Source organism: Pedobacter cryoconitis (genome assembly GCF_003259615.1).
Taxonomy (GTDB): Bacteria; Bacteroidota; Bacteroidia; order Sphingobacteriales; family Sphingobacteriaceae; genus Pedobacter; species Pedobacter cryoconitis.
Genome location: NZ_QLLR01000001.1, coordinates 422,782 through 444,918, shown reverse-complemented (window position 1 = coordinate 444,918; position 22,137 = coordinate 422,782). Strand labels below are relative to the sequence as shown.

Below are 22,137 nucleotides of genomic sequence, written 5' to 3'. Positions count from 1 at the left end.
CATTTAAAAGATAATACAGGCGTTTTATTTTTTATTACCTGCAGAATACTTCTTTGGTTTTACGCCGATATGCGCTTCAAATAATCTTGTAAAATGGCTAAGGTTTGAAAAACCTAATCGATAACCAGCTTCTGAAACCGACAAGTGTTCCTCTTTGATCAGGTAAGCTGCCTTTTTCATTCTGAAAATCTGGTAATAGTTGTAAATACTGTTGCCAAAGATCTGTTTAAAAAGCCGCTTTAATTTAGATTCGCTCATACCGGAAAGTCTCACAAGTTCAGCAAGGGCAGGGGGAGTGTCAAGATCTGACAGAATTTTATCCTTTATCTCATAGATCTTCTTAACATCAGTAATATTCAATTTTTGCAGTGTAGTATCCTGTCTTTTCAGTAACTCCACAAACAATAAATAAATAAGCTCTTCAGCTTTTATTTTGTAATAAAGTTCTTGTAATTCTTTTGCAGGGTTTGCCGTGACAATTTCACTCCCGGTTTCTTGTATTTGTGGTGAAATTATTTCTTCAAATAAAAAGGGCTGATTGCCAGAAGTTATCATGTGCAAAAGTGTATCTCCAGGCTTTGGTTTCAGCAATTCTTTTAAATAGTTTATACTTACAGTGATCACTATTGAATTAATCTTTTTGTTGGCAGGAAGATATTCAATATTAAATCCAGAAGTGGCTACCTGCACCGAGGGTAACAATTTTCTGCTGGATGATGGTGGTAACAACAAGTTTTTTATAGCGTCTTTTGACTGATAGATATTGTGAAAAGCAATCACTACAAATTTATCTTCTTCTGTACCGATCCCCCTGTCCAGTATCCAGTCCTCTTTCAACTCATATTGCCGCACAATTAGCCGTAATCCAGGATTGATAAAGAAGCCCTTAATATAACCAGTGCCCATATTTGAAGGAATAGGTGTCACACCATTTTCCAGCTTTTCTCCAATTGCCTTTGCCGGGTTTTTTGAAAGCTCAATGTTATCTTCTGAATCTGATCTCATAAGTTTGGCCGAATAGAACTATTATTTGATCAAAACTAGCTATTTTATTTTTTACCGGTCATCTAGATTTGTGTTATTAATTATTTATCAGTTAAAACGTAATTTGAAAAACCAAAGAGAAATGAAACAGCAAATAGAGAAAACGCCGGTATTAATTCTGGGCGGTGGTATCACCGGGCTTACCGCTGCACTGTATTTAGCGCAGCAAGGAGTTGACTTTATCCTGATAGAAAAACATAAAGATACATCTATCTATCCACGGGCAAGAACCATTGATATTAGAACGATGGAGCTATTCAGGGCACTGGGAATCGGTGAAGATTTGCGTGAAGGTGGAAAAGCACTGGCTCCTGCCTGGGGCATTATACGTGGAAATAATTTGATGGAAGCTTTGGGAAATCCTGTAGGAAAAATAACCCCTGCTCAGTTAATGGAGGCACAAAAGGATATGAAGTCTTTTGCCGGAAAATCTCCCGAAACGGTATGTCGTTGTACACAGGATATTAGCGAGGCTATCCTCCGTAAAACCGCGAAAAAGCAAGACTTAAACCTCCGTTTTTATCACCAGATGTTGGCTTTTGAACAGCAAGAAAATGAAGTGCAGATTTTAGTGGAAAATAGAGCAACCGGTGAGCAATATAGGATCATCGCGGACTACATGATTGCGGCGGATGGTGCAAATAGCCTGGTTAGAAAACAGTTGAATATTCCGGTATCTGGCAATGGTTCCTGGAAGGATTTGCTAAACATCTATTTTGAGGCCGATTTAGAACTTTTAGTGAAAGATCGGGAGTTTAGCCAGTTTTTGATAGATACACCTGAAATAACAGGTTTTCTTTTGACCATAAATAACAAAGATAAGTGGGCATTTCATTTACGTTTCTATCCTGAAAATGGTGAAACAACAGCCGATTATCCGGAAGAAAAACTCATCACAATCCTCAGGCATATTTTAGGGATTCCGGACCTGAAGATTTCTATTCTTAAAGTTATGCCATGGCAGCTTACAGTGATAATTGCCAGCCAAATGCGTATCAACAGAACTTTTCTTGCAGGGGATGCCGCGCATACAATGACACCTTATGCAGGTAAGGGCGCAAATTGTGGTGTTCAGGATGTACAGAATTTAGCCTGGAAACTGGCAGCAGTTTTGAAACATGGTGCAGGTGATGCTTTATTGGATACCTACGCTATTGAACGTCAGCGGGTAGGGGCCTATTATGCGGCGCTTTCTGGTGAACTGGCGGATGAAAATGGACTGATAAATAGTGTATTAATGCTTACCAAAGCTAAAGATCTGATGGGATTGCCGGATTATGGTTATTACTCTGCGGCTGTTAAAAGAGAAACTGATTTGCCGTTTACTTATTTTATTGGCGAGCCAGGAACACGCATCCCGCACTTATGGCTCAATGAATCGCAAACGCTGTCTTCGCTTGACTGGATAAGAGGCCAGTTTGTGTTAATCGCGAATAGCAGCGAAGACTGGCAGGTGGAATGTGATCAAGTGGAGCAGCAGCTAAACATCAACATTCAATTGGTAACACTGGATGACGAAAATATAGTAGAAAAATGGAAGACCATTACCCATACAAATGGTCATGAGGCTTTGCTGATCAGACCCGATGATTTCGTAGCAGCAAAATTAACGTCAGGCAATTTACTGGATGTGATATTATCTGTTTTAAGTAAATAAGGTGGATGGCATTAATGGGCGATGCGTAGTTTCGTAAACTTTATTCAGCATGAATTGTATTATTAGTACTGGTTTATAAATTATATCAAATATTTAGATTCATCAAATGGAACTCTTAGTTGAAGAACTCAAAAAACTATTAATTGGTGGCGGCGCTCATGTTGGTGTGAAAGATGCCACAGCAGGTATCCCTTTTAATTTACTTGGCGAAAGGCCGCATGGTTTGCCTTATAGTATCTGGCAGCTTGTTGAGCATATCAGGATTGCGCAGTGGGATATGCTGGAATTTAGTAAAGACGGCAATCATAAATCACCAAAGTGGCCTGATGAATATTGGCCAAAAGAAACTGCTCCTGCAGATAAAAATAGTTGGGATAAAACGCTGAAACAGATTGACGATGATTTAAACGAATTTATTGAACTGATCCAAAAATGTGATCTATATGAGCCCATTCCGCATGGAAGTGGACAAAGTATACTGCGCGAAGCACTTCAGATTGCTGATCATAACGCATATCATACTGCTGAAATTATTGTTATCCGGCGTTTGCTGGGAATCTGGAAATAAGCTGTTCCGGCCTGCGCTGGAATTCATTAATCTGGTCTTTCTCTTCCTTTATTTATAAAACTGCATATTTGTCTTTCAGAGTCTTACTGACTATTATCTGATAAAAATGACATCATGAAAAGGAATAGAATGAAGAGAATGTTGATGATCGCATTCACTTGTATATTTTCTTATGTAACCGGATTCGTCATCTTTCCTTATTCTTATTGGAAAGATTATTTTAATATGCCGGCTCCCAGAATAATGATGGATATTCTGGTCAACCTGTTATTTTATGCGGCAATAGTGGAGTTGAGCCTCTTCATAGAAAAGAGATTGAATAAAAGGGTTTCATGGATGGTAAGCCCCTTAAAACGTTTACTGATCCAGGCATTGTATCAAATTCTGGGGGTATTGCTTATTATCATTTGTATGGCATTAATTTACCTGGTGCTTGCAGATTTTGTAGGTAAGCCTTCCTCTTATATTGGCCTGAGAGAAGCATTTTTTACCCTTATTTTAGTCATGTTCTGGGGATTGATGATCAGCGCAGTGAACACGGGTGATTTTTTACTGAAGAACTGGAAAACTGAAGCCTTGAAAGTAGCTGGATTTGAGATAAAGGAGGCACAAAATAAACAATTAGCAGCTGAAATTGAGTTGCAGGCACTGAAGTTACAACTCGACCCCCATTTTGTTTTCAATAACTTAAGCGTGCTTTCAGAGTTGATATTGAAGGACCAGGAGTTAGGATATGAGTACACAGAGAACTTTGCGAAAGTCTACAGATACCTGTTAATTAATTCAAAAAAGAAACTGATCACGCTGCGGGAAGAGCTTAAATTTCTTGATGCCTATCTCTTTTTGATCAGGAACAGGATGGGAGGTGGTTGTATATTTCAGATTAATATTGACAAATCAAAGCTTGATTTGCTGATCCCGCCTGTTACGCTGCAGCTGTTTATTGAAAATGCTGTGAAATATAACCGCACGGAAGAAGAAAATCCTTTGGTTGTCAGTATTTATTCAAATGATAATAATGAACTGGTTGTGTCTAATACATTATTACCTTTGATAAAAATACCGGATTCTACGGGGCTGGGCTTAAACAATATCATCGGCCGGTATGCCTTGTTAAGTGACAGAAAGCCTGTTATAGAGAAAGACACTCAAAATTTTACCATCAAAGTACCTCTTATCAAATGAATATAATAAAGAAAATATTGATCTTGGAAGATGAGAAGCCCAATGCTGACAGAATACAGCGGCTTATGCTCAAAATAAGACCTGATATTGAAATTATTGGTGTTTTACCAAGTGTTAAAAAGGCGGTGGACTGGTTTTCGAAAAATGAAAGTCCTGATCTGATGTTGATGGATATACAATTGGCAGACGGGGTAAGTTTCGATGTCTTTGAGCTGGCAGATGTTAAATGCCCGGTAATTTTTACAACGGCTTATGACGAATACGCGGTCAAAGCATTTAAATACAATAGTATAGATTACCTGCTTAAGCCCATTGAAAAGGATGAGCTGGAAGCTGCCATTACAAAATTTGAATCTTCAATACACCAGTCTCAACAGCAATATCCTTTGATCGAAGAATTGCTTAATCAGATGCGGCCTAAAGAATATAGAACCCGGTTTTTTCTTCCCTACAGGGATTCTTATAGAAAAATCAAGGTAGAGGACATTGCTTTTTTTTATGCTCACCTGACCATTAACTATGCAAATTTATTTAGCGGAGAAAAAATTGTAGTACCACAGACACTGGAAACTCTGGAACAGGAACTGGAACCCAAAAATTTCTTTAGGGTAAACCGTCAGTATATTGTTCATGTCAATTCCATTGAAAAGGTACATAATTTTTTCAACGGTAAGCTGAAGCTCAAAATCAAAAATCATGAGGACGAACAGGATGTTATTGTTAGCAGAACTAAAGCACCTTTATTTAAAACCTGGTTAGATTATTAATTTCAAATTCATTTCAATATATCCTATCAGCAATTCACCTGACCTTTTCGCTGTTTCACTCAGAAAGCCAAATTGAGAAGCTTGTGTTCGTTATAGTTTTGTGCCATTAAGTCATAAACAAATAACGTATTAAAATGAAAAACACAAATGCAATGACATTGGTGAACTTAGAGACTGGAACAATCGAAGTTGCTAATAGAGGGAAAAATAAGCTTGAAGGAGAAGGTGGTATGATAAAGACATTATTGGTTCTTTTTATTCTGGTGGTATCCACACTCCATGTTTCCGCCCAAAAAACGGTAGTACTGGATGCCTTTTCTAAACACGGGATTGATGCGGGGCTCCTCAATCCGGCCAATCTCAGAGAACCGGATGATTACGCCTTCGACCTCAAGCAAACTACAATAGCTGCAAACAAAACAAATGTTATCATAGCTAAATTTGACCCGTCAGCTCCAAAAGAAGCACAGTGGACGGTAGTCTCTGTGAATGGAAAATCTCCATCTAAGGGTGATATTAGTTCCTTTCGAAAAAATAAAGTTAAATCAGAGTCATCAGAAAAGGCCGATGATGCAAGCTATAGGGTCGAATCAGAATCAGCTGACTATCTTATCATTAGTTATAAGCCTGATGCCACCTCTGTTCCAAAGGATGCTGCCTTTATTAAAGACTGCAGATTGTTCATGACCATTAATCTCAAAAGCTGCAAACTAGAGCAGGTACAGACCCAGAATGAAAAGCCAGTGAAAATTAAGATCCTTAATGTTGACAAGTTTGACCTGATCACCAAATATACATTGGATGAGCAGACAAAGCGTTATTTGCCGGTAAACGAAGATCTTAATATGCAGGCTAAGTTTATTGGGCAGGCAGTAAATGTGCAGACAGCTACAGAACGCTCAAATTTTACCAAAAAGTAATCAGTTTATTATATTCTTATACTCCTGAGAAGCCGCTTTTCTTTTCAAAAAAGCGGCTTCTGCTTTTTATTTGCTTACAAGTGTTTTGTAAGAGCTGATTACCTGCAGGTTAATGTTGAATTCCTGAATCAGAAATAAACCAGCATCCGGCAGCTTTTTGGAATTCGCTGTAATCGGGGTCGTTGTCAGCTACCCAGGCGATAATCCCGTCAGGACGTATCAATACCGCGCTTAAAGCTAACTGGTCTTTTGCGCCAGCTGAAATGTACTTGATCCGGTCACTATATTTACCTGCTAAAGTTTGCAGTGAAGTATTCTTTTTAAAATCAAGAAGTATCCCTTGCCCATCGTGCATTAATCCGCCAATTGTTGTACCGTCTTCGAATTCAAAGTTGGGAACGCTGTAGCCTGTTAGCGGATGATCGCTACCGAGATCGTAATGTGTGGAAAGACCCCAGACCCGCCCTGCAAAATAAGTAGCACCATCGCGCGTATCCATCAGGTCGCGGATAATCGCCTGCAGCGCACGCGCTTGTGGGCTTGGATTCATGATGGCAACCTGTGCACGTGACCAATCCAGAACTTGTGCACCGATTGGGTGCCTTTCGGTATAATAACTATCCAGCAAGCCTTCCGGCGCTTTGTTTTGAATGGTTGCAGCGAGCTTCCAGCCAAGGTTCATCGCGTCGCCAAGGCCCAGGTTAAGCCCCTGTCCTCCCAGAGGTGAATGAATGTGTGCGGCATCGCCAGCTAAAAGCACCCGTCCGTTGCGGTAAGTTGTAGCCTGCCGGGCCCGGTCAGTCCATGTGGTTGCCATGTGCAGGGCGTTGATAGTCACGTCTGTGTTCGAAACGCGGCGTAGTACCTCTTGCACGTGTTCGAGAGTGACCGGCTTTTGTGAATGATGAAATGCCCCGGCATCAAAATCCTGAATTAATACATAACCTGGCTGGGATTGCATGTACATGCCTAGTGAGGTCACATTTCTGCCAGGGCTTAGCTTCTCTGGATCAGCAATGTCAATCTGAGTGGTATAACCTGTAAATTCCGGCTCTGTACCGGCGAATTCAAAACCACCTGCCTTGCGAACCACACTGCGGCTTCCATCGCAACCTACCAGCCATCTGCACTGGAAAGATTGTTCACCTGACTGAACAGTTACTTCATTTGCAGTTTGATGAAAGCCAGTAATGGCCAGCCCGCGCCTGATTTCTACGCCCAGGGATTCCGCGCGGCGGTTCAGAACGTTTTCAAGCTCCTGCATTTCAGAAATTAAACTAGTGTCAGTAGCGCTTGCCAGGCGATATTTCCACTGCGAAGTGTCAATATTGCCATCAAGAAATGGAATGCCGGCAAAGTGGCCTCCCTGACGGCGTGGGCCTTGTACAGGAGCTGAGGTTTTATGCGGATTTTTAATGTGTTTATATAATTCAAGTTCCTGAAGTAAATTACGGCGATAAAGCGATTCAATAGTAGGTGCTGACAGTCCGCGGATACCAAAAGGAAGCTGCTTTAAAGGTGAATCGGGGTGCTCTGTCTTTTCAAGGATCAGGACTGAGCATTTAGCCAGGGCCAGTTCACAGGCGAGGAACAGGCCAACTGGCCCTGCACCAGAAATGATTACGTCGTAAATAGCATATTGCGGTGCGGATTTATTGCTTTCGAGTATAGTTTTCATATCAAATGATTGTGATACAAAATTCTGGAATGCACTTGTATCAGGCTTGTACAAATGCGACAAAATCATTACTCACAGCCTGCTTTGCTTGCTTCGTTTTTCGTGCAAAAGCTGCTGGCGTTGTTCCACTGTAACGCTTAAATTCTCTGCTTAGATGAGATTGATCGGTATAACCCAGTTCATGAGCTAAACCAGCGAGATTAGTAGCTGGATAATGCCATAATTGGTTTCGTACCTGCTCAAAGCGAATCAGGGCAGATACATCTTTAACTGTGTAACCGGAAGATTGCTTGAAGTTCCTTTCCAGTGTACGAACCGTAGCATGAGCAGCAGCTGCGACCTGGCTTACTGGTAAAGTGCCGTTTGCTGCTCTCATTGCAATTCCCGCTTTAAATAGCATACTATCAGTAGGGATGCGTGATCGTGCATCCAGAAAGAATTGTTTTACATGAGCCACCGCTTCCTCTATTTTGCCAGCTTTAACCCATTTGTTCAATGTGGATTGGAGTTGTGCGATAGGGTGTTCGAAAAGCCGTACGCCGTCTTTACCCGAAGGTAGTCCGAGCAAATCAAACACGGTCCAGGGAAAGCATCTTATGGCAATAATTTCAAAACGGCTTTTGGTGTGAAAAATAACTGGCTGATTGAGCAGCCCTATGATAAACGGTGATTGCAACGTTTGCAATTCTCCATGTTTAGCAATGCTGCAGCCGCTTCCGAAATGAAAGATAATTTCAGCATAACCATCAGGGAGTACTTCAAAACCCGATTCTTGTTCTCCAGAGTCTCTTCTGTTATACCAAAAGCATTTTATAGTATCCCGTAGCTCTTCAGGAGGTTCAAATTCTTGGTGCTGCATGTTCAAATATAACATATTTGGAATGGATTGAACAGCGGCACAAAGGAAAGGGACAATATTGTATTTCAACGCTTATTTTTAATGGTTCTCCGGTATTTAGTAAGGAAACTAATGAAGTGATTGGAATACTCGTTTCTGGTATGATGGACTTCGATTGGACGGGCAGTTGTAACACCGTATCGACTTGTCGTTATCCGTACTGTTTTGGAGAGGCTGTATTGCGTTCTGATTTGATCTGCAGTGTATTCTTGTTCGTGAGTAGCACACCGGATCAGAACTGCTTCCTGAAAGCTGGTTGTGAAAATGTGCTGTGAGCATTTAAAAATGAACGGACTGATTTATTTTTATGGTTATTCGAAATCGTATTTATATTTTGCGTTCCTGTAAATGAAATAAATATGGCCTCAGGTTTTTTTGCGATTTTGGATGATATAGCGTCTTTAATGGATGATGTTGCGGTAACGGCTAAATTAGCGGCCAGAAAAACTGCTGGTATTTTAGGCGATGATCTGGCTGTGAACGCAGAAAAAGCTACTGGTTTTTTGTCTTCACGAGAGTTACCTGTACTTTGGTCAATCACTAAAGGATCTTTGGTGAACAAGCTGATCATTGTTCCCATCGCATTATTGCTAAACGCATTTTTTCCGGTGGCTATTAAAGTTATCCTGGTTTTGGGAGGATTTTATCTGGCATATGAGGGCGTTGAGAAGATCATAGAATATTTTTTCCATCGCTCAGAGGTAGCGCATGAAACACCTGCTAAGGTTAAACAGGAGGATAATAATCCGGAAAAAGCAAAGATCAGATCTGCTGTAACAACTGATTTTATTCTATCTGTAGAGATTGTAATTATTGCATTGGGAACTGTTTTAGAAGAAAGTATAATGATACAGATCCTGACGGTTTCAATTGTTGCATTATTGGCAACAATTGGTGTTTATGGTATAGTTGCAATGATTGTAAGAATGGATGATGTTGGCTACAAATTGATCAAACGTTCCAATGAAAAAGGTTTCTTTGCAGGTCTGGGACATTTACTGGTTAAATCGCTCCCTATAATTATCAGGATTCTCGGTGTAGTAGGAACAGTAGCTTTGATCTTGGTTTCGGGTGGTATTTTTGTTCATAATATTGAATATCTGCACCATTTACTTCCGCAGGTATCAGCTATCATTAAGGAATTTACTATTGGGTTAGTGGCTGGATTGATAGTGGTTATGATTACAATAGCTGGCAAAAAGATAGTTTCACTGGTGAAATGATATTGACTTAAAGCGAGATAAACAAATAGCCGGCTAGGATCAGTACAGCTACTATGGTAAAATGGATTGATTTTGAACTTACCACTAAAAACCGGGCGGACCAGTAAAGCGTAATAATAGCTGTTAACATAGTCAATAAACACGCCACAGTTGCCAGGATAAAAAAGGAGAACTGCTGAGAAACGTTTAAATATAAGTCCCAGTAAAACCCATTTTTTTCCTGATTTGCTATATTTCCTGATGACAAATAATACCAGGTAATTTCTTCTTTGGCCGAATTAAGCCTGACACGATCTTCAGCAGTAATATAAAAGCTTACTGGAACGCTGGTAGTATCTGCATTCGTAAATATAGGCATATGACCGTAAATAGCCTTGATGCGATCTTTTGGTGAAGATTTAAACAGGCCATGATAGGCCCGGCTGAAGGTTGCGGGATACTCAGCCACCTTAAAATAATATCGTGGTCTGCCTTTACCAGCAGTTCCCACGTTGAAAGAAGCCATAGTCGCTTCAATTTTAATCAGCGACTTATCCAGGCTTAGGATGCGATTGGCAAGAAAAGCTAAGGTTAGTGCTGGAATCAGTAATGTAACTGCCGCAAAAATATAGTAATTGCGTTTGGCGGTTTTGATTTGATTCAGATAGCTTTCGTTGGTAGTCTGCATGTAGATACGATATGGAGATAAAGATGGTCATTCTGAAGCTCATTTCCTGAGGCTCTCGTTTTCTTACAATTTTTGCCGTTCAGGCTGTTGTAATTTTGGTTAACAAATAAAAAATAAAGCCATGAAATTACATACCATTTTAGGTGCCACTGGTACCATCGCTACAGAACTGATACCAGTTTTAAAATCACACCAATTGAATATCAGGCTGGTATCCAGAACACCACGGCAAATTGAAGGTACAGAAGCTGTAGCTGCCAATATGCTCAATTATGATCAGGTACTGAAAGCTGTAACGGGTTCAGAAGTAGTTTACCTGATTGTTGGTATCACATACAATGCTGAAATATGGAAAAAGGAATGGCCAGTGATTATGCGCAACGTTATTGATGCCTGCATAGCTACAGGAGCTAAACTGATCTTTTTTGATAATGTATATATGTATGGCAGGGTAAACGGAGCCATCACCGAAAATTCGCCCTATTTTCCTTCTAGTAAAAAGGGAAGGGTACGTGTTGAAATTGCCCGTATGTTATTGCAGGAAATGGCTGCCGGAACAATTAAGGCTGCTATAGCCAGAGCTGTAGATTTTTACGGTCCTGGGGTTACAGACAAAAGTGCTGCGGGTATACTGGTTTTTAACAATATGAAAAAAGGAAAAACTGCTCAATGGCCGATAAACGCAGATGTACCACGTTCTTATAACTATACTCCTGATGCGGCTGAGGCACTTTATATCCTTGCAAGCCATGACAAATCTTTCGGGCAGGTCTGGCATTTGCCCTCAGCAAGCCCGCTTACCGGAAGGCAGTTTATTAAGCTGGCAGCAAAGTATATGAATAGTTCTGACCGGGTAACTGTTCTGCCCAAATGGTTGTTAAAAATCATCGGCTTTTTCAACCCTTTCATGAAAGAGGCATACGAAATGAATTACCAGGACGAATTTCCTTTTCAATTCAGCTCGGACAAATTTGAAAAAGCTTTCAACTTTACACCAACATCTTACGAAGATGCAGTGAAAGCTACCGCCGAATGGTTTCTGAAAAATTAAGCCTGTAATGAAGAATTAAAATTGTAAAATTAATATTCATTGATAAATAAACTATAAATTTAGTTATACAATTAACCAAGCTAATTTTTGAAAATGAGATTTAAGTATTTACTATTATTTGCACTATTAATTTTTATAAATATTCATGCGGCTGATGCACAGGGTAAATTAATTGACTATCAGAATGCCGAAGCTTTAAACGGGCTGATGCAGAAAAAAACATACTATACTGCTGAAAATATTCAGTGGTTATCTCAATTGCAAAAATTCTTCTATTCCAGAAGAACGCCGCAGGGAGTTGAATTTCTATTGATTGATACAAAACAGGAGCATAAAAGTCCGGCATTTGACAGGGAAAGATTTGCTGTGGCACTTTCTGTACTGTCAAAATATAAAATTAATGCTGCAGATCTGCCAATCACAAGACCTATTATCATGAGCAGTAATGGAAAGGAACTTCGTTTCACTTATAAAAGAGCTTCCTGGATTTGTAAGCTGGATAATTATACTTTTAGCCAGAATCCTGATGTCCCGCAACACACCGATTCCGGGAGAACTAAATCTCCTGATCAGCAATGGATGAGTTATATCAAAGAATTCAATCTATATATCAGTCCGGTTGACGACCAAACCAGGGAATATCAATTGAGTACAGATGGGGTGGAAGAAAACTCTTATTCTCCTTATATGGCCTGGTCCCCTGATTCAAAAAAGATTGCAGCCTACAAGGTCAAAACCACTAAACCAAGGTTGATTTATCTTATAGAATCTTCACCAGCAGATCAAATACAACCTAAATTACGGCAGAGAGTTTATCCAAAGCCGGGCGATACAATTGATCAGTATACGCCATGTTTGTTTCTTGTTGACTCTAAAAAGCAAATCCCTGTTAATAATTCTATGATTACTGAACAGTTTAGCTTAACAGAACCTGTATGGCGTAGTGATAGCCGGGCTTTCACCTACGAATACAATAAAAGGGGGCATCAAAAATATAACGTGATGGAAGTTAGCAAAACTGGAGAAACCAAGGTACTGATCAACGAGGAAAGTAATACGTTTTTCAACTATAGCCGCAAAAAATACCGGTATGATCTTGCTGATGGCAAAGAAATGATTTGGGCATCTGAAAGAGACGGATGGAATCATTTATACTTATTTGATGAGCACGGAAAATTGAAGAACCAGATTACCAAAGGCAAATGGGTAATGAGAAGGGTAGTTCGGGTCAATGAAAAGGAGCGAAATATAATTTTTGAAGGAAGTGGAATGGAAAAAGGACAAGACCCTTACTTTATCCAGTATTACCAAATCAATCTGGATGGTACAGGTTTAAAGAAATTAACCTGGGAAAATGGGAATCATTCTGCCACATTTAACGCTGATTATTCCATGTTCATTGATGTCTATTCAAGAATTGATGAACCTGCAACTACAGTACTGAGAGTTGTTAAAACGGGTAGCGTTATCAGGGAATTGGAGAAGGCTGATATTAGTGCGCTGTTAAAGACAGGCTGGACATTTCCCGAGGTTTTTAGTGCAAAAGGGCGGGATAGTGAAACAGATATATGGGGTCTGATTATCCGGCCACGAAGTTTTAATCCTTCTAAAAAATATCCTGTTATAGAATATATTTATGCCGGTCCGCATGATTCTTTTGTGCCTAAGAACTTTGCAGCTGACAATATACCCGGATTGCATGAGCTTGCAGAATTAGGCTTTATAGTGGTACAGTGTGATGGAATGGGCACTGCTAACCGTTCTAAAAAATTTCATGATGTATGCTGGAAGAATCTTAAAGATGGAGGTTTCCCCGATCGTATCGCTTTTATCAGGGCTGCGGCGAAAAAGTATGCTTATATGGATACCAGCAGGGTCGGGATATTCGGCAGCTCTGCCGGCGGGCAAAGTGCTATGGGAGCACTGCTTTTTCATCCTGAATTTTATAAAGTCGCTGTGTCATCCTCAGGCTGTCATGATAACCGGATGGATAAACTTTGGTGGAATGAGCAATGGATGGGCTATCCGGTTGGTCCGCAATACGCCGAATCCTCAAATGTAGAACATGCAGCCAATCTGAAAGGAAAATTATTGTTGATTCTTGGAGAACTGGATGAAAATGTTGATCCGTCTTCTACTATGCAGGTTGTCGATAAATTAATCAAAGCCAATAAAAATTTTGATTTCTTAATGGTTCCTGGAATGGGACATTCCTTAGGGGGAGATTACGGTGAACATAAGCGAAGAGACTTTTTTGTCAAATATTTATTAGGTGTTGAGCCGCCAGCATGGGATTGGGTACCAAATATTACGGTTCCCAAATCATAAGCGTAGTAGCGATTTTACACTAAAGATAAAACCCCTCTACAAGCCATAGAGGGGGGGTATTTTTATTTCTTAGCAACTCTATAAAATCTGCCGCTATCAGTTATGGCATATAATGCGCCATCTTTACCTACAGCAACCGCTCTAAAACGTTCACCTTCAGTTTTTAATAACTGCTCTTCACCAACTATCTTATTGTTTTTAATGACTAACCTGGCAATGTGCATACTGCTCAGTCCGCTTACAAACAGGTTGCCTTTCCATTCAGGAATTACATTGCTATTATAAAATGCAATTCCAGCAGGTGAAACTACAGGGTCCCAGTAATAAACAGGTTGTTGAGTACCGGCTTTTTGCTGAATACCAGCGCCTACTTTTTCACCGCTGTATTCTATACCATAAGTAACTACAGGCCATCCGTAATTTTTTCCCGGACGAATAATGTTAATTTCATCACCTCCTCTTGGCCCGAATTCTGATTCCCATAATTCGCCGGTTGCTGGGTTTATGGCTAACCCTTCTGGGTTACGAAGACCATATGCGTAAATTTCAGGTCTTGCATTGGGTGTTTTGGCAAATGGACCACCAGGAACGGCTTTCCCATTTTTAGTGAGGTGAAGGATCTTACCAATAGACGCATTCAATGACTGTGCCTGCATACGAATATCAGCTCCTGAACGTTCACCTGTACTTACAAACAGGTTTCCGCTTTTATCAAATACGATACGGGAGCCAAATTGAAGACTTCCTTTATAGACTGGTGTAGCCCGGTAAATTACTTCAATATTTTCTACCTTACTTTCATCAGCTGCTAATTTGCCTTTAGCAATAGCTAATAAACTGCCTCCTGAAGCCTGCTCTGAATAAGCCCAGTAAATCATCCTGTTAGTGGCAAATTGCGGATCAATATTTACATCCAGCAAACCACCTTGTCCATCAGGTACTACCGCGGGCAAGCCAGTTATTTTCTTTACTATTTTTCCTGCTGTGGTTACAATGGACATCGTACCCATCTTTTCAGAGATTAAAAAACGGCCGTCAGGTAAAAGAGATATTCCCCAGGGATGTTCTAAAGTCTTATTTAAAAGGGTAACAGTATAAGGCGTTTTGGTTTTTACGCCAGCAATTCGTGTCTGTCCGGCAAAAGCAGGCTTATATTTCGTGTTGGCTGGCTGAGTTTCTACAGGTGAATTCAAATTACCGGCAGCTTTACCTTTTACAGTTTGTGCATGACTGCTCATGCCGGCAAATAGTAAAGGCAGGAGGGCGGCACAAATAGCCGGAGCTTTTTTAAAAGAAGATTGCATCATGAGTTAATAAATGTTAAATCGATAAACTAATTAAATCTACAGTTTTTTTATTTCTCTTTCAATTCCTTCGCTACTCCTTTAATAAATAGATAATTGACAGTTCCGCCAATTACACCACCAACCACAGGTACCAGCCGGCGGCTTGCTTTAGTACCTAAACCCATCAGGATTTTCTCTGCAACTTCTTCCATTACGTTCTTGCTGATCGCTAGTTTCGTATCTGCTTTAACTGAAGAGGCTACAATCTTAAAAAAATCATCGAAACTGATTTTATATTTGCCCGTCTTATAATAGGAAATCGCTAATGTTACCCTGAACTGCTGAGCGATAATATTCATCACGTCCAAAGGAGTACCAATCAACATTGTTCCTATACCGCCCACGCCAGTGATTAAACCAGAGCTGGCAGCGAGTAATGCACATTGATTGATAAACTTGTCGACACCCATGGTATCCACACCTTTTTTTATGTTCAATTGATCAATTTGGTTAAAAATCTGCTTAAAACCACCTTCTGCAAGCTGGTTGAACCCTGCTCTGACCTCTTTCTTTACTTTTTTAAAACTGACATGCTTTAGCGATGGTAATTTCATTGTTTTTGATTTGAATTGTATACACTACTTTCATGCCAGAGCAGAGATCAGGACCAGGTGAGTCCGTTTTTTTACAAAGCTTCCAGGAATGAAATATAATCCAGTGTACTCTGCTCTATTCTTTCTGTACTAAGCTGATGCTCTGTTCCATAGAAGGCGAAGAGTGTTTTGTAATCAGCTTTTACATAGTCAAAAGTGATCTCAAATGGAGATGTTAATTGCTCCAGCGTGTATTTGTATCTTCCAGAGGCCTGGTAGTCTTCTTCATTGATGCCCACTGAAATACTTAAGGCAATCTTTTTGCCGCTTAACTGATAAGGACTTCCGTTACCATATGCCCATCCATGAGTTAATACAACATCCAGCCATTTTTTGAAAAAGGGAGGACAGTTAAACCAGTAAAAAGGAAATTGAAATACAATTTGATCATGCGCTGTTAACAATTGCTGTTCTTGCTCAATATTGATCCTTTCATCCGGATATAAACTGTGCAGATCACGTACAGTATACTTTTCTGGATATTTATTTAATTCTTCTATCCACCTTTTGTTGACCACTGAATTTTCAGGATCTGGATGGATGACAATAATCAGAGTTTTCATTTTACAGTTTTTATTATTATTTAAATTTGCCGGGACAAAAGTGAATTTAAAAGGGGAGTGGATCAATAAGGGGTAAATTAATCATTTGGTGATAATTTGATCACCATCCATTAAATTGTTCAATTGCTTACTTTTATAACTTTAAAAATATAATTAAGCAGATGTATCAACGAAAAATTCCAATTGATTATGAATGTGGCCTTAGCGTAGCTATGGAAGTGGTAGGTTCTAAATGGAAATTTTGTTTACTGGATGAAATTGCAAAAGGAAAAACACGTCCCAGAGATCTGGTCAGTGCTATAAACGGAATCACTAAACGGGTGTTGCAAAAGCAATTGAGTGAACTGGAATTACATGGGATTTTGGGAAAAACAATCTATGCCGAGGTTCCGCTGAGGGTAGAATATTTTTTGACCGAATCAGGAAAATCTATTTTACCTTTAGTTTCAGCTGTCGATAAATGGGGATTAGAATTCGCGCCACAGTTGAAAACAATAATGGAAAGAGAAGCATTGTGATTTAAGGTTGTAAATGTTTAACTTGGAGATAAGTTAAATATTTAAAATGAATAAAATTCAAATATTGGCTGTGTTAATTCTTTTTCAAACACCTGCCTATGCACAAAGATCAAGAGCAAGAGATCTTGGAATTCCATTCACAGGTATTCCAGGGAAATTTAATGCGATCACTGACGTAAAAGGTGTGGAAGTAGGTTACAGTACCATTATCTCAGGACAAGGCAAAAACGTACTCGGAAAGGGGCCTGTCAGAACTGGGGTAACAGCTATTCTGCCAAGGGGCCACCACAATAACCCTGTTTTTGCAAATTGGTATTCCCTGAATGGAAACGGTGAAATGACAGGAACTACCTGGATCACGGAATCGGGTTTTTTAGAAACGCCCATTATGATCACTAATTCAAATAGTGTGGGCATTGTGAGAGAAACTGTTCTTAAATGGTTTATAAAAACGAATTGGTTTAAAGAAGATTATTGGTTTGCATATCCGGTTGTTGCAGAGACTTACGACGGTATACTGAATGATATTTATGGATTCCATGTCAAAGAGGAGCATGTATATGAGGCATTAAATACTGCTAAATCCGGTACTGTACAGGAAGGTAATATTGGAGGTGGGACAGGAATGATGTGTTTAGGTTTTAAAGGTGGTACCGGAACTTCATCAAGGGTGGTAAAAATCGGAGATTCAACTTATACTGTTGGGGTTTTAGTGCAATCAAACTTTGGCGCTAAACAGAATTTAACAATTGCAGGTGTTCCTGTTGGAAAGGAACTAAAAGATACGATGAATTATGAGATAAAGTCTCCGCCAGCATCAAGAAAGCCTGGCGATGGCTCTATCATTGTAGTGGTTGCAACAGACGCACCGTTATTACCTCATCAATTGAAAAGATTAGCTGCAAGAGTAGCCCTTGGTGTAGGGATTGTAGGTGGGCATGGCGAAAATGGTTCTGGTGACATCTTTATTGCTTTTTCAACAGCCAATCCAACCGCATTTAAAAGAAATGGTTTGACAAAGGTTGAGCAGCTGCCTAATGACTTAATGGACCCATTATTCGGGGCTACCATTCAAAGTGTAGAAGAATCTGTGATTAATGCAATGGTTGCAGCTGAAACTATGGAAGGTGTCAATGGAAATAAGGCGTATGGATTACCTCACGATTTAGTTATTGACGTTTTGAAAAAGTATAACAGGATCAAATAGAAGGTATGGGAACTTAATCAGATTTTCAGGTCTTCATATTGACTTGCGGTTTCCGGGCGTTTTGTTCTTCATGCTTTAAAGATCGAAAATTCCGGAGGGAGATTTTGACTCATAAAAAAAGCCGCTTATTAAATAAACGGCTTTCTTATAAATATAGAATGACTTAGCTCACTGCTTTCGCTGCATCACGAAGAACTTTAATTGCATCATGTGCCGCTTTAATATCTCCAGCTTGTCTGGTTACTGTTTCTAATGCAGATGCACTTAATTCTCCTTCTTCCAGAGCCAGTTTGTAAGCTGCTTTAATTGCATCTTCACCGCGTTCAGCTTCTGAAAGGATACTTGCACGGTCGCTACCGCCAAATAAAGATTTAACATCAATCCATGCGCGGTGTAAAGTACCTGATACACTATTACCAGTTTCTACATCTTCTCCGTAACCTGCTACAATCGCAGTAAGTTCCTGGCTGAATTTGCGGCTTTGCTCACTGTATTTCAAGAATATTGCTTTCAAGTCGATATTTTCATCCTTGATGTCTGCAATTGCTTTTTCAAATCCCGCTACACGGTCATTGTTGATTTCTGTAAGATCGTTTAAAGTTGCTATTGTTTTTTCTGATACGCTCATAGTAGTAGTATTTGTTTTTGAATTAGAAGAACAACGAAACGCTGTGTTAGTTTTAAAAAAAATCGATTAACTGTTTTAAGGATCTAAATAATCCTGGTGATCAGCTTAAGAAGCTCTGTTGATTACTTTGAGTATAATTGCGATTACAGCAATCACTAAAAGTATGTGTATTAAGCCACCTGCACCCGGTCCGAAACCGTTAAAAAAGAATCCAAAAATCCATAATAAGATTAATATTACGGCGACGAGGTAAAGTAGATTTCCCATAAATTTTTATTTAATAAGTTTGTTCGTCATAGCTCATTTACTTCCTTAATTTTTGTAAATAAAAGCTGACGGATTATTAAACATGGGTATACATTAAATGTTTTATATTTCTTTTGAAACTACTGGTTGTTATTCAACAGGCAAGGTGAACCAGAAAGTGCTTCCCTGGCCCAATTCACTTTCAGCACCAATTTGGCCATGATGTTTTTTAATGATTTCTGAGCAAATGTAAAGTCCAAGTCCCAGCCCGGTATATTTACTCCCAGAGCTTTCTGCCCGGTAATAGCGGTCAAACACATAACGAAGTTTTTCAGGCGGTATACCAGGGCCCCGGTCTATTACTGAGACTTTGACCTGTTTATCTTGCTTATCGATGCGGATGTGTATTTCCTTTGATTCAGGTGCGTATTTTATAGCGTTATTAATGAAATTAACAACTATCTGTTCTATTCTCACAGGATCAGCGAAGATTTCCACCTGCATGTTTCCTTCAACGTGGACCGTATATAAACCGTCTTTGATTATATCCTGATAACAGTCTTTAATGACTTCTGAAAGATTGAAATGCTGCTGGCGGATATGAAGCTGACCCTGATTTGCCATACTTGAATTCAGCAAATCTTCGATCAGCGTATTCACTTTTTCCAAACCTCTGTTCGCCTGGGTAATAAGTTTAGGCAAAGCACCAGCAGGAGGATTATCTTTGATTCTATCCAAAAGCTGAAGGGACCCCCTTAAACTGGTTATCGGGGTTTTTAGCTCGTGACTGGCAATAATAATAAAATCGTCTTTATACTGCTGCAGTAATCTGAGTTCCTGTATATCTGTGGCTGTACCGACCCAAAGCTGCATTAAACCCTGTTGGTCCATGATTGGCATTAAGCGGATCAGGTGCCATCTGTAAAGCTCATCCGCCCGTTTTACGCGAATTTGAAATTCACCACCATTACCAGTTTTAAGTATAGAGCTGAACTGGTCAAACCCAATTTTTAAATCATCAGGATGAACTACGGCTTTAAATCCCAGAGCTCTTGTTTGCTGGTCATTAAAACCGGTATAATCATACCATCGCTGGTTGTAGAAAACGACTTCTCCTTTAATTGTATTTGTCCAGGCAATCTGAGGAATAGTCTCCATCATACTCCTGAACCGGCTTTCACTTTCCGCCAATGCTTCAGTACGGCGGGCAACGCGTGCTTCCAGCTCCTGATTCAGCTCTAAAAGTTCCTGATTAATGAGCTTTAACTTTTCATCAGTGATTATTTTTTCTTTTCGGGCACGCATATCATTTAATGCCCTGTTAATCTTTGTAGATAAGGTAAATAGCTTATTTTTAGAGATATAGTCGGTTACTCCTGCCTTAATCAGTTCTACTGCATTCTCCTCTCCAATAGTACCAGAAATAATGATAAATGGGGTATGAGGATATTTATTCTGTTTGATTTGGAAAGCCTCAGCCGCATCAAAAGATGGGAGTGAGTAATCTGATAAGATCAGATCAGGACCGAAACTATCCAGTGCGTTTTCAAACGTTGTACGCGTCTGTACAATTTCAGCCGTAAAGTTCAATCCTGACTTTTTTAATTCGCGTTTAAGCAGATCAGCATCACTTTCGTTGTCTTCAAGAATAAGTATTTTAAGATTTGGTGCCATTAGGAATACGACGTAAAATTAGATAGAGAGAATCAATCAGGACGATACTAATGCGCAGGCTGGCTTAAAACCATCCAATATAAACCAATCTCTTTTACCGCATTAAAAAAGTTATCACTGTCAACAGGTTTTACGATGTAACTATTTGCACCCAGTGCGAAACATTTTTCTATATCCGGTCCTTCATTGGACGATGTTAACATCACAATAGGGATAGATTTAAGATTTGGATCTGCTTTTAATTTTTCCAGTACTTGTAAACCAGATACCTTTGGCATTTTTAAATCCAGCAAGATCAGTTTAGGAAATTCTTTATCACTTCTATCAGCATAAGCACCTCTGCAATAGATAAAGTCTAAAGCTTCCGCTCCATTGATCACATGATGCAGCTTATTCGTAAAACCGCTTTTTTTAAGCGCGCGAATAGTTAGCGCAGCATCATCAGTACTGTCTTCAACAAATAAAATTTCAACGTTATGGTAGCTCATTTCTCTTTTTTTAATGGTTTATGCCAGCAGACTAAAATAGAAACATGACCCCTCATCTACTTTTGATTCGGCCCAGACTGTTCCATTGTGCCGCTGCACTATTTTTTGTACTATGGCCAGACCTATACCTGTGCCTTCAAACTCTTCCTGAGAATGTAATCTTTGAAAAACCCCGAAAAGCTTATCATAATATTGCATGTCAAATCCAGCTCCGTAATCTTTTACATAATATACAATGAGATTGTCTTTGGTATAAGCACCGATTTCAACCTTCGTTTGTCTTTTATTTCTGGAATATTTAATTGCATTGGAAATCAGGTTAATCCATACCTGTTTAATCAGGGATTTGTCCCCTTTAGCATTTGGAAGTATACCCATTTCAAATTCGGGTATGTTTTCGTCGTCCTCGAAAACAAATTCTTCCGTTACCATCTTTACAAGATCAGTCATCTGGATTTCAGAAACAGTTACCTGTTTTCTTCCGAGTTTTGAGAATGCAAGTAAGTCATCAATCAGCTCACCCATCTTTTTGGAATTGCTGATAATGGATTGAAGTATTTTTACCCCATCTGTATCAAATGTATCTGCATAATCTTCCTTTAGAATTTTTGTGTACCCATTGATCGCTCTGATCGGTGCACGTAAATCGTGTGAAACAGAATAAGAAAAGGATTCTAATTCTTTGTTCACAGACTCCAATTGTGCCGTACGTTCAATTACTTTTTGCTCTAATTCATCATTTAGTTTACGAATGTCATCCTCTGCATTTTTAAGTTCCCTATTCGCAATGCTTAACTCTTCAGCTCTTTTTTCTTTTTCTTCGTTCTGAAAAGCAAGCTCTTTATTGGCGATAATCAGTTCTGCTGCCCTGTTTTCTTTTTCTTCATT

23 protein-coding genes are annotated in these 22,137 nt (G+C 39.5%); 11 read left to right on the top strand and 12 right to left on the bottom strand.

What is annotated here, in order from left to right; genetic code table 11:
- Window positions 1–24: 24 nt before the first annotated feature.
- Window positions 25–1,005, bottom strand: a complete 981-nt coding sequence (locus tag LY11_RS01910) for an AraC family transcriptional regulator (protein WP_111632029.1) — start codon at window positions 1,003–1,005, stop codon at window positions 25–27.
- 121 nt (window positions 1,006–1,126) lie between these two features.
- Between LY11_RS01910 and LY11_RS01905 the strand changes: the two genes are divergently transcribed.
- From LY11_RS01905 to LY11_RS01885, 5 genes are all read left to right on the top strand, one after another.
- Window positions 1,127–2,701 carry an FAD-dependent oxidoreductase gene (locus LY11_RS01905; RefSeq protein ID WP_146610785.1) on the top strand — a complete coding sequence of 525 codons (1,575 nt, stop codon included), beginning with the start codon at window positions 1,127–1,129 and terminating at the stop codon, window positions 2,699–2,701.
- A gap of 106 nt (window positions 2,702–2,807) precedes the next feature.
- Window positions 2,808–3,269 carry a DinB family protein gene (locus tag LY11_RS01900; RefSeq protein WP_111632027.1) on the top strand — a complete coding sequence of 154 codons (462 nt, stop codon included), beginning with the start codon at window positions 2,808–2,810 and terminating at the stop codon, window positions 3,267–3,269.
- A gap of 114 nt (window positions 3,270–3,383) precedes the next feature.
- Window positions 3,384–4,454, top strand: a complete 1,071-nt coding sequence (locus LY11_RS01895) for a sensor histidine kinase (RefSeq protein WP_111632026.1) — start codon at window positions 3,384–3,386, stop codon at window positions 4,452–4,454.
- Entirely contained in the window at window positions 4,451–5,221 is a 771-nt protein-coding gene (locus LY11_RS01890; RefSeq protein ID WP_170132602.1) for a LytR/AlgR family response regulator transcription factor, read from the top strand. Before LY11_RS01895 ends, LY11_RS01890 begins: the two co-directional genes overlap by 4 nt.
- A 134-nt stretch (window positions 5,222–5,355) precedes the next feature.
- Window positions 5,356–6,141 (top strand): hypothetical protein, encoded by a 786-nt coding sequence (locus LY11_RS01885; protein WP_111632025.1) that lies wholly within the window; start codon window positions 5,356–5,358, stop codon window positions 6,139–6,141.
- A gap of 109 nt (window positions 6,142–6,250) precedes the next feature.
- On the opposite strand, the gene LY11_RS01880 is transcribed toward LY11_RS01885, so the two are convergent.
- Window positions 6,251–7,819, bottom strand: a complete 1,569-nt coding sequence (locus LY11_RS01880) for an FAD-dependent monooxygenase (RefSeq protein ID WP_111632242.1) — start codon at window positions 7,817–7,819, stop codon at window positions 6,251–6,253.
- Window positions 7,820–7,859: 40 nt separating this feature from the next.
- On the bottom strand, window positions 7,860–8,678 hold the full coding sequence (locus tag LY11_RS01875) for an AraC family transcriptional regulator (RefSeq protein ID WP_111632024.1): 819 nt from the start codon (window positions 8,676–8,678) through the stop codon (window positions 7,860–7,862).
- A 17-nt stretch (window positions 8,679–8,695) separates the two neighbouring features.
- Here LY11_RS01875 and LY11_RS26480 point away from each other — a divergent pair, with 17 nt between their 5' ends.
- Complete coding sequence (locus tag LY11_RS26480; RefSeq protein ID WP_146610784.1) at window positions 8,696–8,992, top strand: hypothetical protein; 297 nt, start codon at window positions 8,696–8,698, stop codon at window positions 8,990–8,992.
- An 84-nt stretch (window positions 8,993–9,076) separates the two neighbouring features.
- Complete coding sequence (locus LY11_RS01870; protein WP_111632023.1) at window positions 9,077–9,940, top strand: DUF808 domain-containing protein; 864 nt, start codon at window positions 9,077–9,079, stop codon at window positions 9,938–9,940.
- A 7-nt stretch (window positions 9,941–9,947) separates the two neighbouring features.
- Here the strand turns inward: LY11_RS01870 and LY11_RS01865 are convergent, their stop codons facing one another.
- Window positions 9,948–10,607: a hypothetical protein gene (locus LY11_RS01865; protein ID WP_111632022.1), complete on the bottom strand. Its 660-nt coding sequence runs from the start codon at window positions 10,605–10,607 to the stop codon at window positions 9,948–9,950.
- A gap of 121 nt (window positions 10,608–10,728) precedes the next feature.
- Here LY11_RS01865 and LY11_RS01860 point away from each other — a divergent pair, with 121 nt between their 5' ends.
- Both LY11_RS01860 and LY11_RS01855 read left to right on the top strand, forming a co-directional pair.
- Window positions 10,729–11,658: an NAD-dependent epimerase/dehydratase family protein gene (locus tag LY11_RS01860; protein ID WP_111632021.1), complete on the top strand. Its 930-nt coding sequence runs from the start codon at window positions 10,729–10,731 to the stop codon at window positions 11,656–11,658.
- A gap of 93 nt (window positions 11,659–11,751) precedes the next feature.
- Complete coding sequence (locus tag LY11_RS01855; RefSeq protein WP_111632020.1) at window positions 11,752–13,986, top strand: S9 family peptidase; 2,235 nt, start codon at window positions 11,752–11,754, stop codon at window positions 13,984–13,986.
- A 62-nt stretch (window positions 13,987–14,048) separates the two neighbouring features.
- Here LY11_RS01855 and LY11_RS01850 read toward each other — a convergent pair whose 3' ends face one another.
- The 3 genes from LY11_RS01850 to LY11_RS01840 all read right to left on the bottom strand — a co-directional run bounded on the left by LY11_RS01850 (window position 14,049) and on the right by LY11_RS01840 (window position 16,488).
- Window positions 14,049–15,293 (bottom strand): PQQ-dependent sugar dehydrogenase, encoded by a 1,245-nt coding sequence (locus LY11_RS01850; RefSeq protein WP_245952553.1) that lies wholly within the window; start codon window positions 15,291–15,293, stop codon window positions 14,049–14,051.
- Window positions 15,294–15,340: 47 nt separating this feature from the next.
- On the bottom strand, window positions 15,341–15,886 hold the full coding sequence (locus tag LY11_RS01845; protein WP_111632019.1) for a hypothetical protein: 546 nt from the start codon (window positions 15,884–15,886) through the stop codon (window positions 15,341–15,343).
- A 71-nt stretch (window positions 15,887–15,957) separates the two neighbouring features.
- Window positions 15,958–16,488: an NAD(P)H-dependent oxidoreductase gene (locus LY11_RS01840; protein ID WP_111632018.1), complete on the bottom strand. Its 531-nt coding sequence runs from the start codon at window positions 16,486–16,488 to the stop codon at window positions 15,958–15,960.
- 161 nt (window positions 16,489–16,649) lie between these two features.
- Between LY11_RS01840 and LY11_RS01835 the strand changes: the two genes are divergently transcribed.
- A complete protein-coding gene (locus LY11_RS01835) occupies window positions 16,650–17,006 on the top strand; it encodes a winged helix-turn-helix transcriptional regulator (RefSeq protein WP_111632017.1) in 357 nt (118 codons plus the stop codon).
- A gap of 46 nt (window positions 17,007–17,052) precedes the next feature.
- Window positions 17,053–18,213, top strand: coding sequence for a DmpA family aminopeptidase (locus LY11_RS01830; RefSeq protein ID WP_111632016.1), 1,161 nt, complete (start codon window positions 17,053–17,055; stop codon window positions 18,211–18,213).
- 163 nt (window positions 18,214–18,376) lie between these two features.
- On the opposite strand, the gene LY11_RS01825 is transcribed toward LY11_RS01830, so the two are convergent.
- The 5 genes from LY11_RS01825 to LY11_RS01805 form a co-directional block, all read right to left on the bottom strand.
- A complete protein-coding gene (locus LY11_RS01825; protein ID WP_111632015.1) occupies window positions 18,377–18,841 on the bottom strand; it encodes a ferritin-like domain-containing protein in 465 nt (154 codons plus the stop codon).
- 105 nt (window positions 18,842–18,946) lie between these two features.
- Window positions 18,947–19,108, bottom strand: a complete 162-nt coding sequence (locus LY11_RS01820) for a lmo0937 family membrane protein (protein ID WP_111632014.1) — start codon at window positions 19,106–19,108, stop codon at window positions 18,947–18,949.
- Window positions 19,109–19,237: 129 nt separating this feature from the next.
- Window positions 19,238–20,761 carry an ATP-binding response regulator gene (locus tag LY11_RS01815; RefSeq protein WP_111632013.1) on the bottom strand — a complete coding sequence of 508 codons (1,524 nt, stop codon included), beginning with the start codon at window positions 20,759–20,761 and terminating at the stop codon, window positions 19,238–19,240.
- 47 nt (window positions 20,762–20,808) lie between these two features.
- Entirely contained in the window at window positions 20,809–21,249 is a 441-nt protein-coding gene (locus LY11_RS01810) for a response regulator (protein ID WP_111632012.1), read from the bottom strand.
- An 18-nt stretch (window positions 21,250–21,267) separates the two neighbouring features.
- Window positions 21,268–22,137 (bottom strand): sensor histidine kinase (locus LY11_RS01805; protein WP_211321464.1); only part of this gene is annotated, 870 nt, incomplete at its 5' end.

Coding starts and splice junctions, on each gene's coding strand:
- LY11_RS01910 (WP_111632029.1), bottom strand. CDS start 1,005: ATGAGATCAGATTCAGAAGATAACATTGAGCTTTCAAAAAACCCGGCA.
- LY11_RS01905 (WP_146610785.1), top strand. CDS start 1,127: ATGAAACAGCAAATAGAGAAAACGCCGGTATTAATTCTGGGCGGTGGT.
- LY11_RS01900 (WP_111632027.1), top strand. CDS start 2,808: ATGGAACTCTTAGTTGAAGAACTCAAAAAACTATTAATTGGTGGCGGC.
- LY11_RS01895 (WP_111632026.1), top strand. CDS start 3,384: ATGAAAAGGAATAGAATGAAGAGAATGTTGATGATCGCATTCACTTGT.
- LY11_RS01890 (WP_170132602.1), top strand. CDS start 4,451: ATGAATATAATAAAGAAAATATTGATCTTGGAAGATGAGAAGCCCAAT.
- LY11_RS01885 (WP_111632025.1), top strand. CDS start 5,356: ATGAAAAACACAAATGCAATGACATTGGTGAACTTAGAGACTGGAACA.
- LY11_RS01880 (WP_111632242.1), bottom strand. CDS start 7,819: ATGAAAACTATACTCGAAAGCAATAAATCCGCACCGCAATATGCTATT.
- LY11_RS01875 (WP_111632024.1), bottom strand. CDS start 8,678: ATGCAGCACCAAGAATTTGAACCTCCTGAAGAGCTACGGGATACTATA.
- LY11_RS01870 (WP_111632023.1), top strand. CDS start 9,077: ATGGCCTCAGGTTTTTTTGCGATTTTGGATGATATAGCGTCTTTAATG.
- LY11_RS01865 (WP_111632022.1), bottom strand. CDS start 10,607: ATGCAGACTACCAACGAAAGCTATCTGAATCAAATCAAAACCGCCAAA.
- LY11_RS01860 (WP_111632021.1), top strand. CDS start 10,729: ATGAAATTACATACCATTTTAGGTGCCACTGGTACCATCGCTACAGAA.
- LY11_RS01855 (WP_111632020.1), top strand. CDS start 11,752: ATGAGATTTAAGTATTTACTATTATTTGCACTATTAATTTTTATAAAT.
- LY11_RS01850 (WP_245952553.1), bottom strand. CDS start 15,293: ATGATGCAATCTTCTTTTAAAAAAGCTCCGGCTATTTGTGCCGCCCTC.
- LY11_RS01845 (WP_111632019.1), bottom strand. CDS start 15,886: ATGAAATTACCATCGCTAAAGCATGTCAGTTTTAAAAAAGTAAAGAAA.
- LY11_RS01840 (WP_111632018.1), bottom strand. CDS start 16,488: ATGAAAACTCTGATTATTGTCATCCATCCAGATCCTGAAAATTCAGTG.
- LY11_RS01835 (WP_111632017.1), top strand. CDS start 16,650: ATGTATCAACGAAAAATTCCAATTGATTATGAATGTGGCCTTAGCGTA.
- LY11_RS01830 (WP_111632016.1), top strand. CDS start 17,053: ATGAATAAAATTCAAATATTGGCTGTGTTAATTCTTTTTCAAACACCT.
- LY11_RS01825 (WP_111632015.1), bottom strand. CDS start 18,841: ATGAGCGTATCAGAAAAAACAATAGCAACTTTAAACGATCTTACAGAA.
- LY11_RS01820 (WP_111632014.1), bottom strand. CDS start 19,108: ATGGGAAATCTACTTTACCTCGTCGCCGTAATATTAATCTTATTATGG.
- LY11_RS01815 (WP_111632013.1), bottom strand. CDS start 20,761: ATGGCACCAAATCTTAAAATACTTATTCTTGAAGACAACGAAAGTGAT.
- LY11_RS01810 (WP_111632012.1), bottom strand. CDS start 21,249: ATGAGCTACCATAACGTTGAAATTTTATTTGTTGAAGACAGTACTGAT.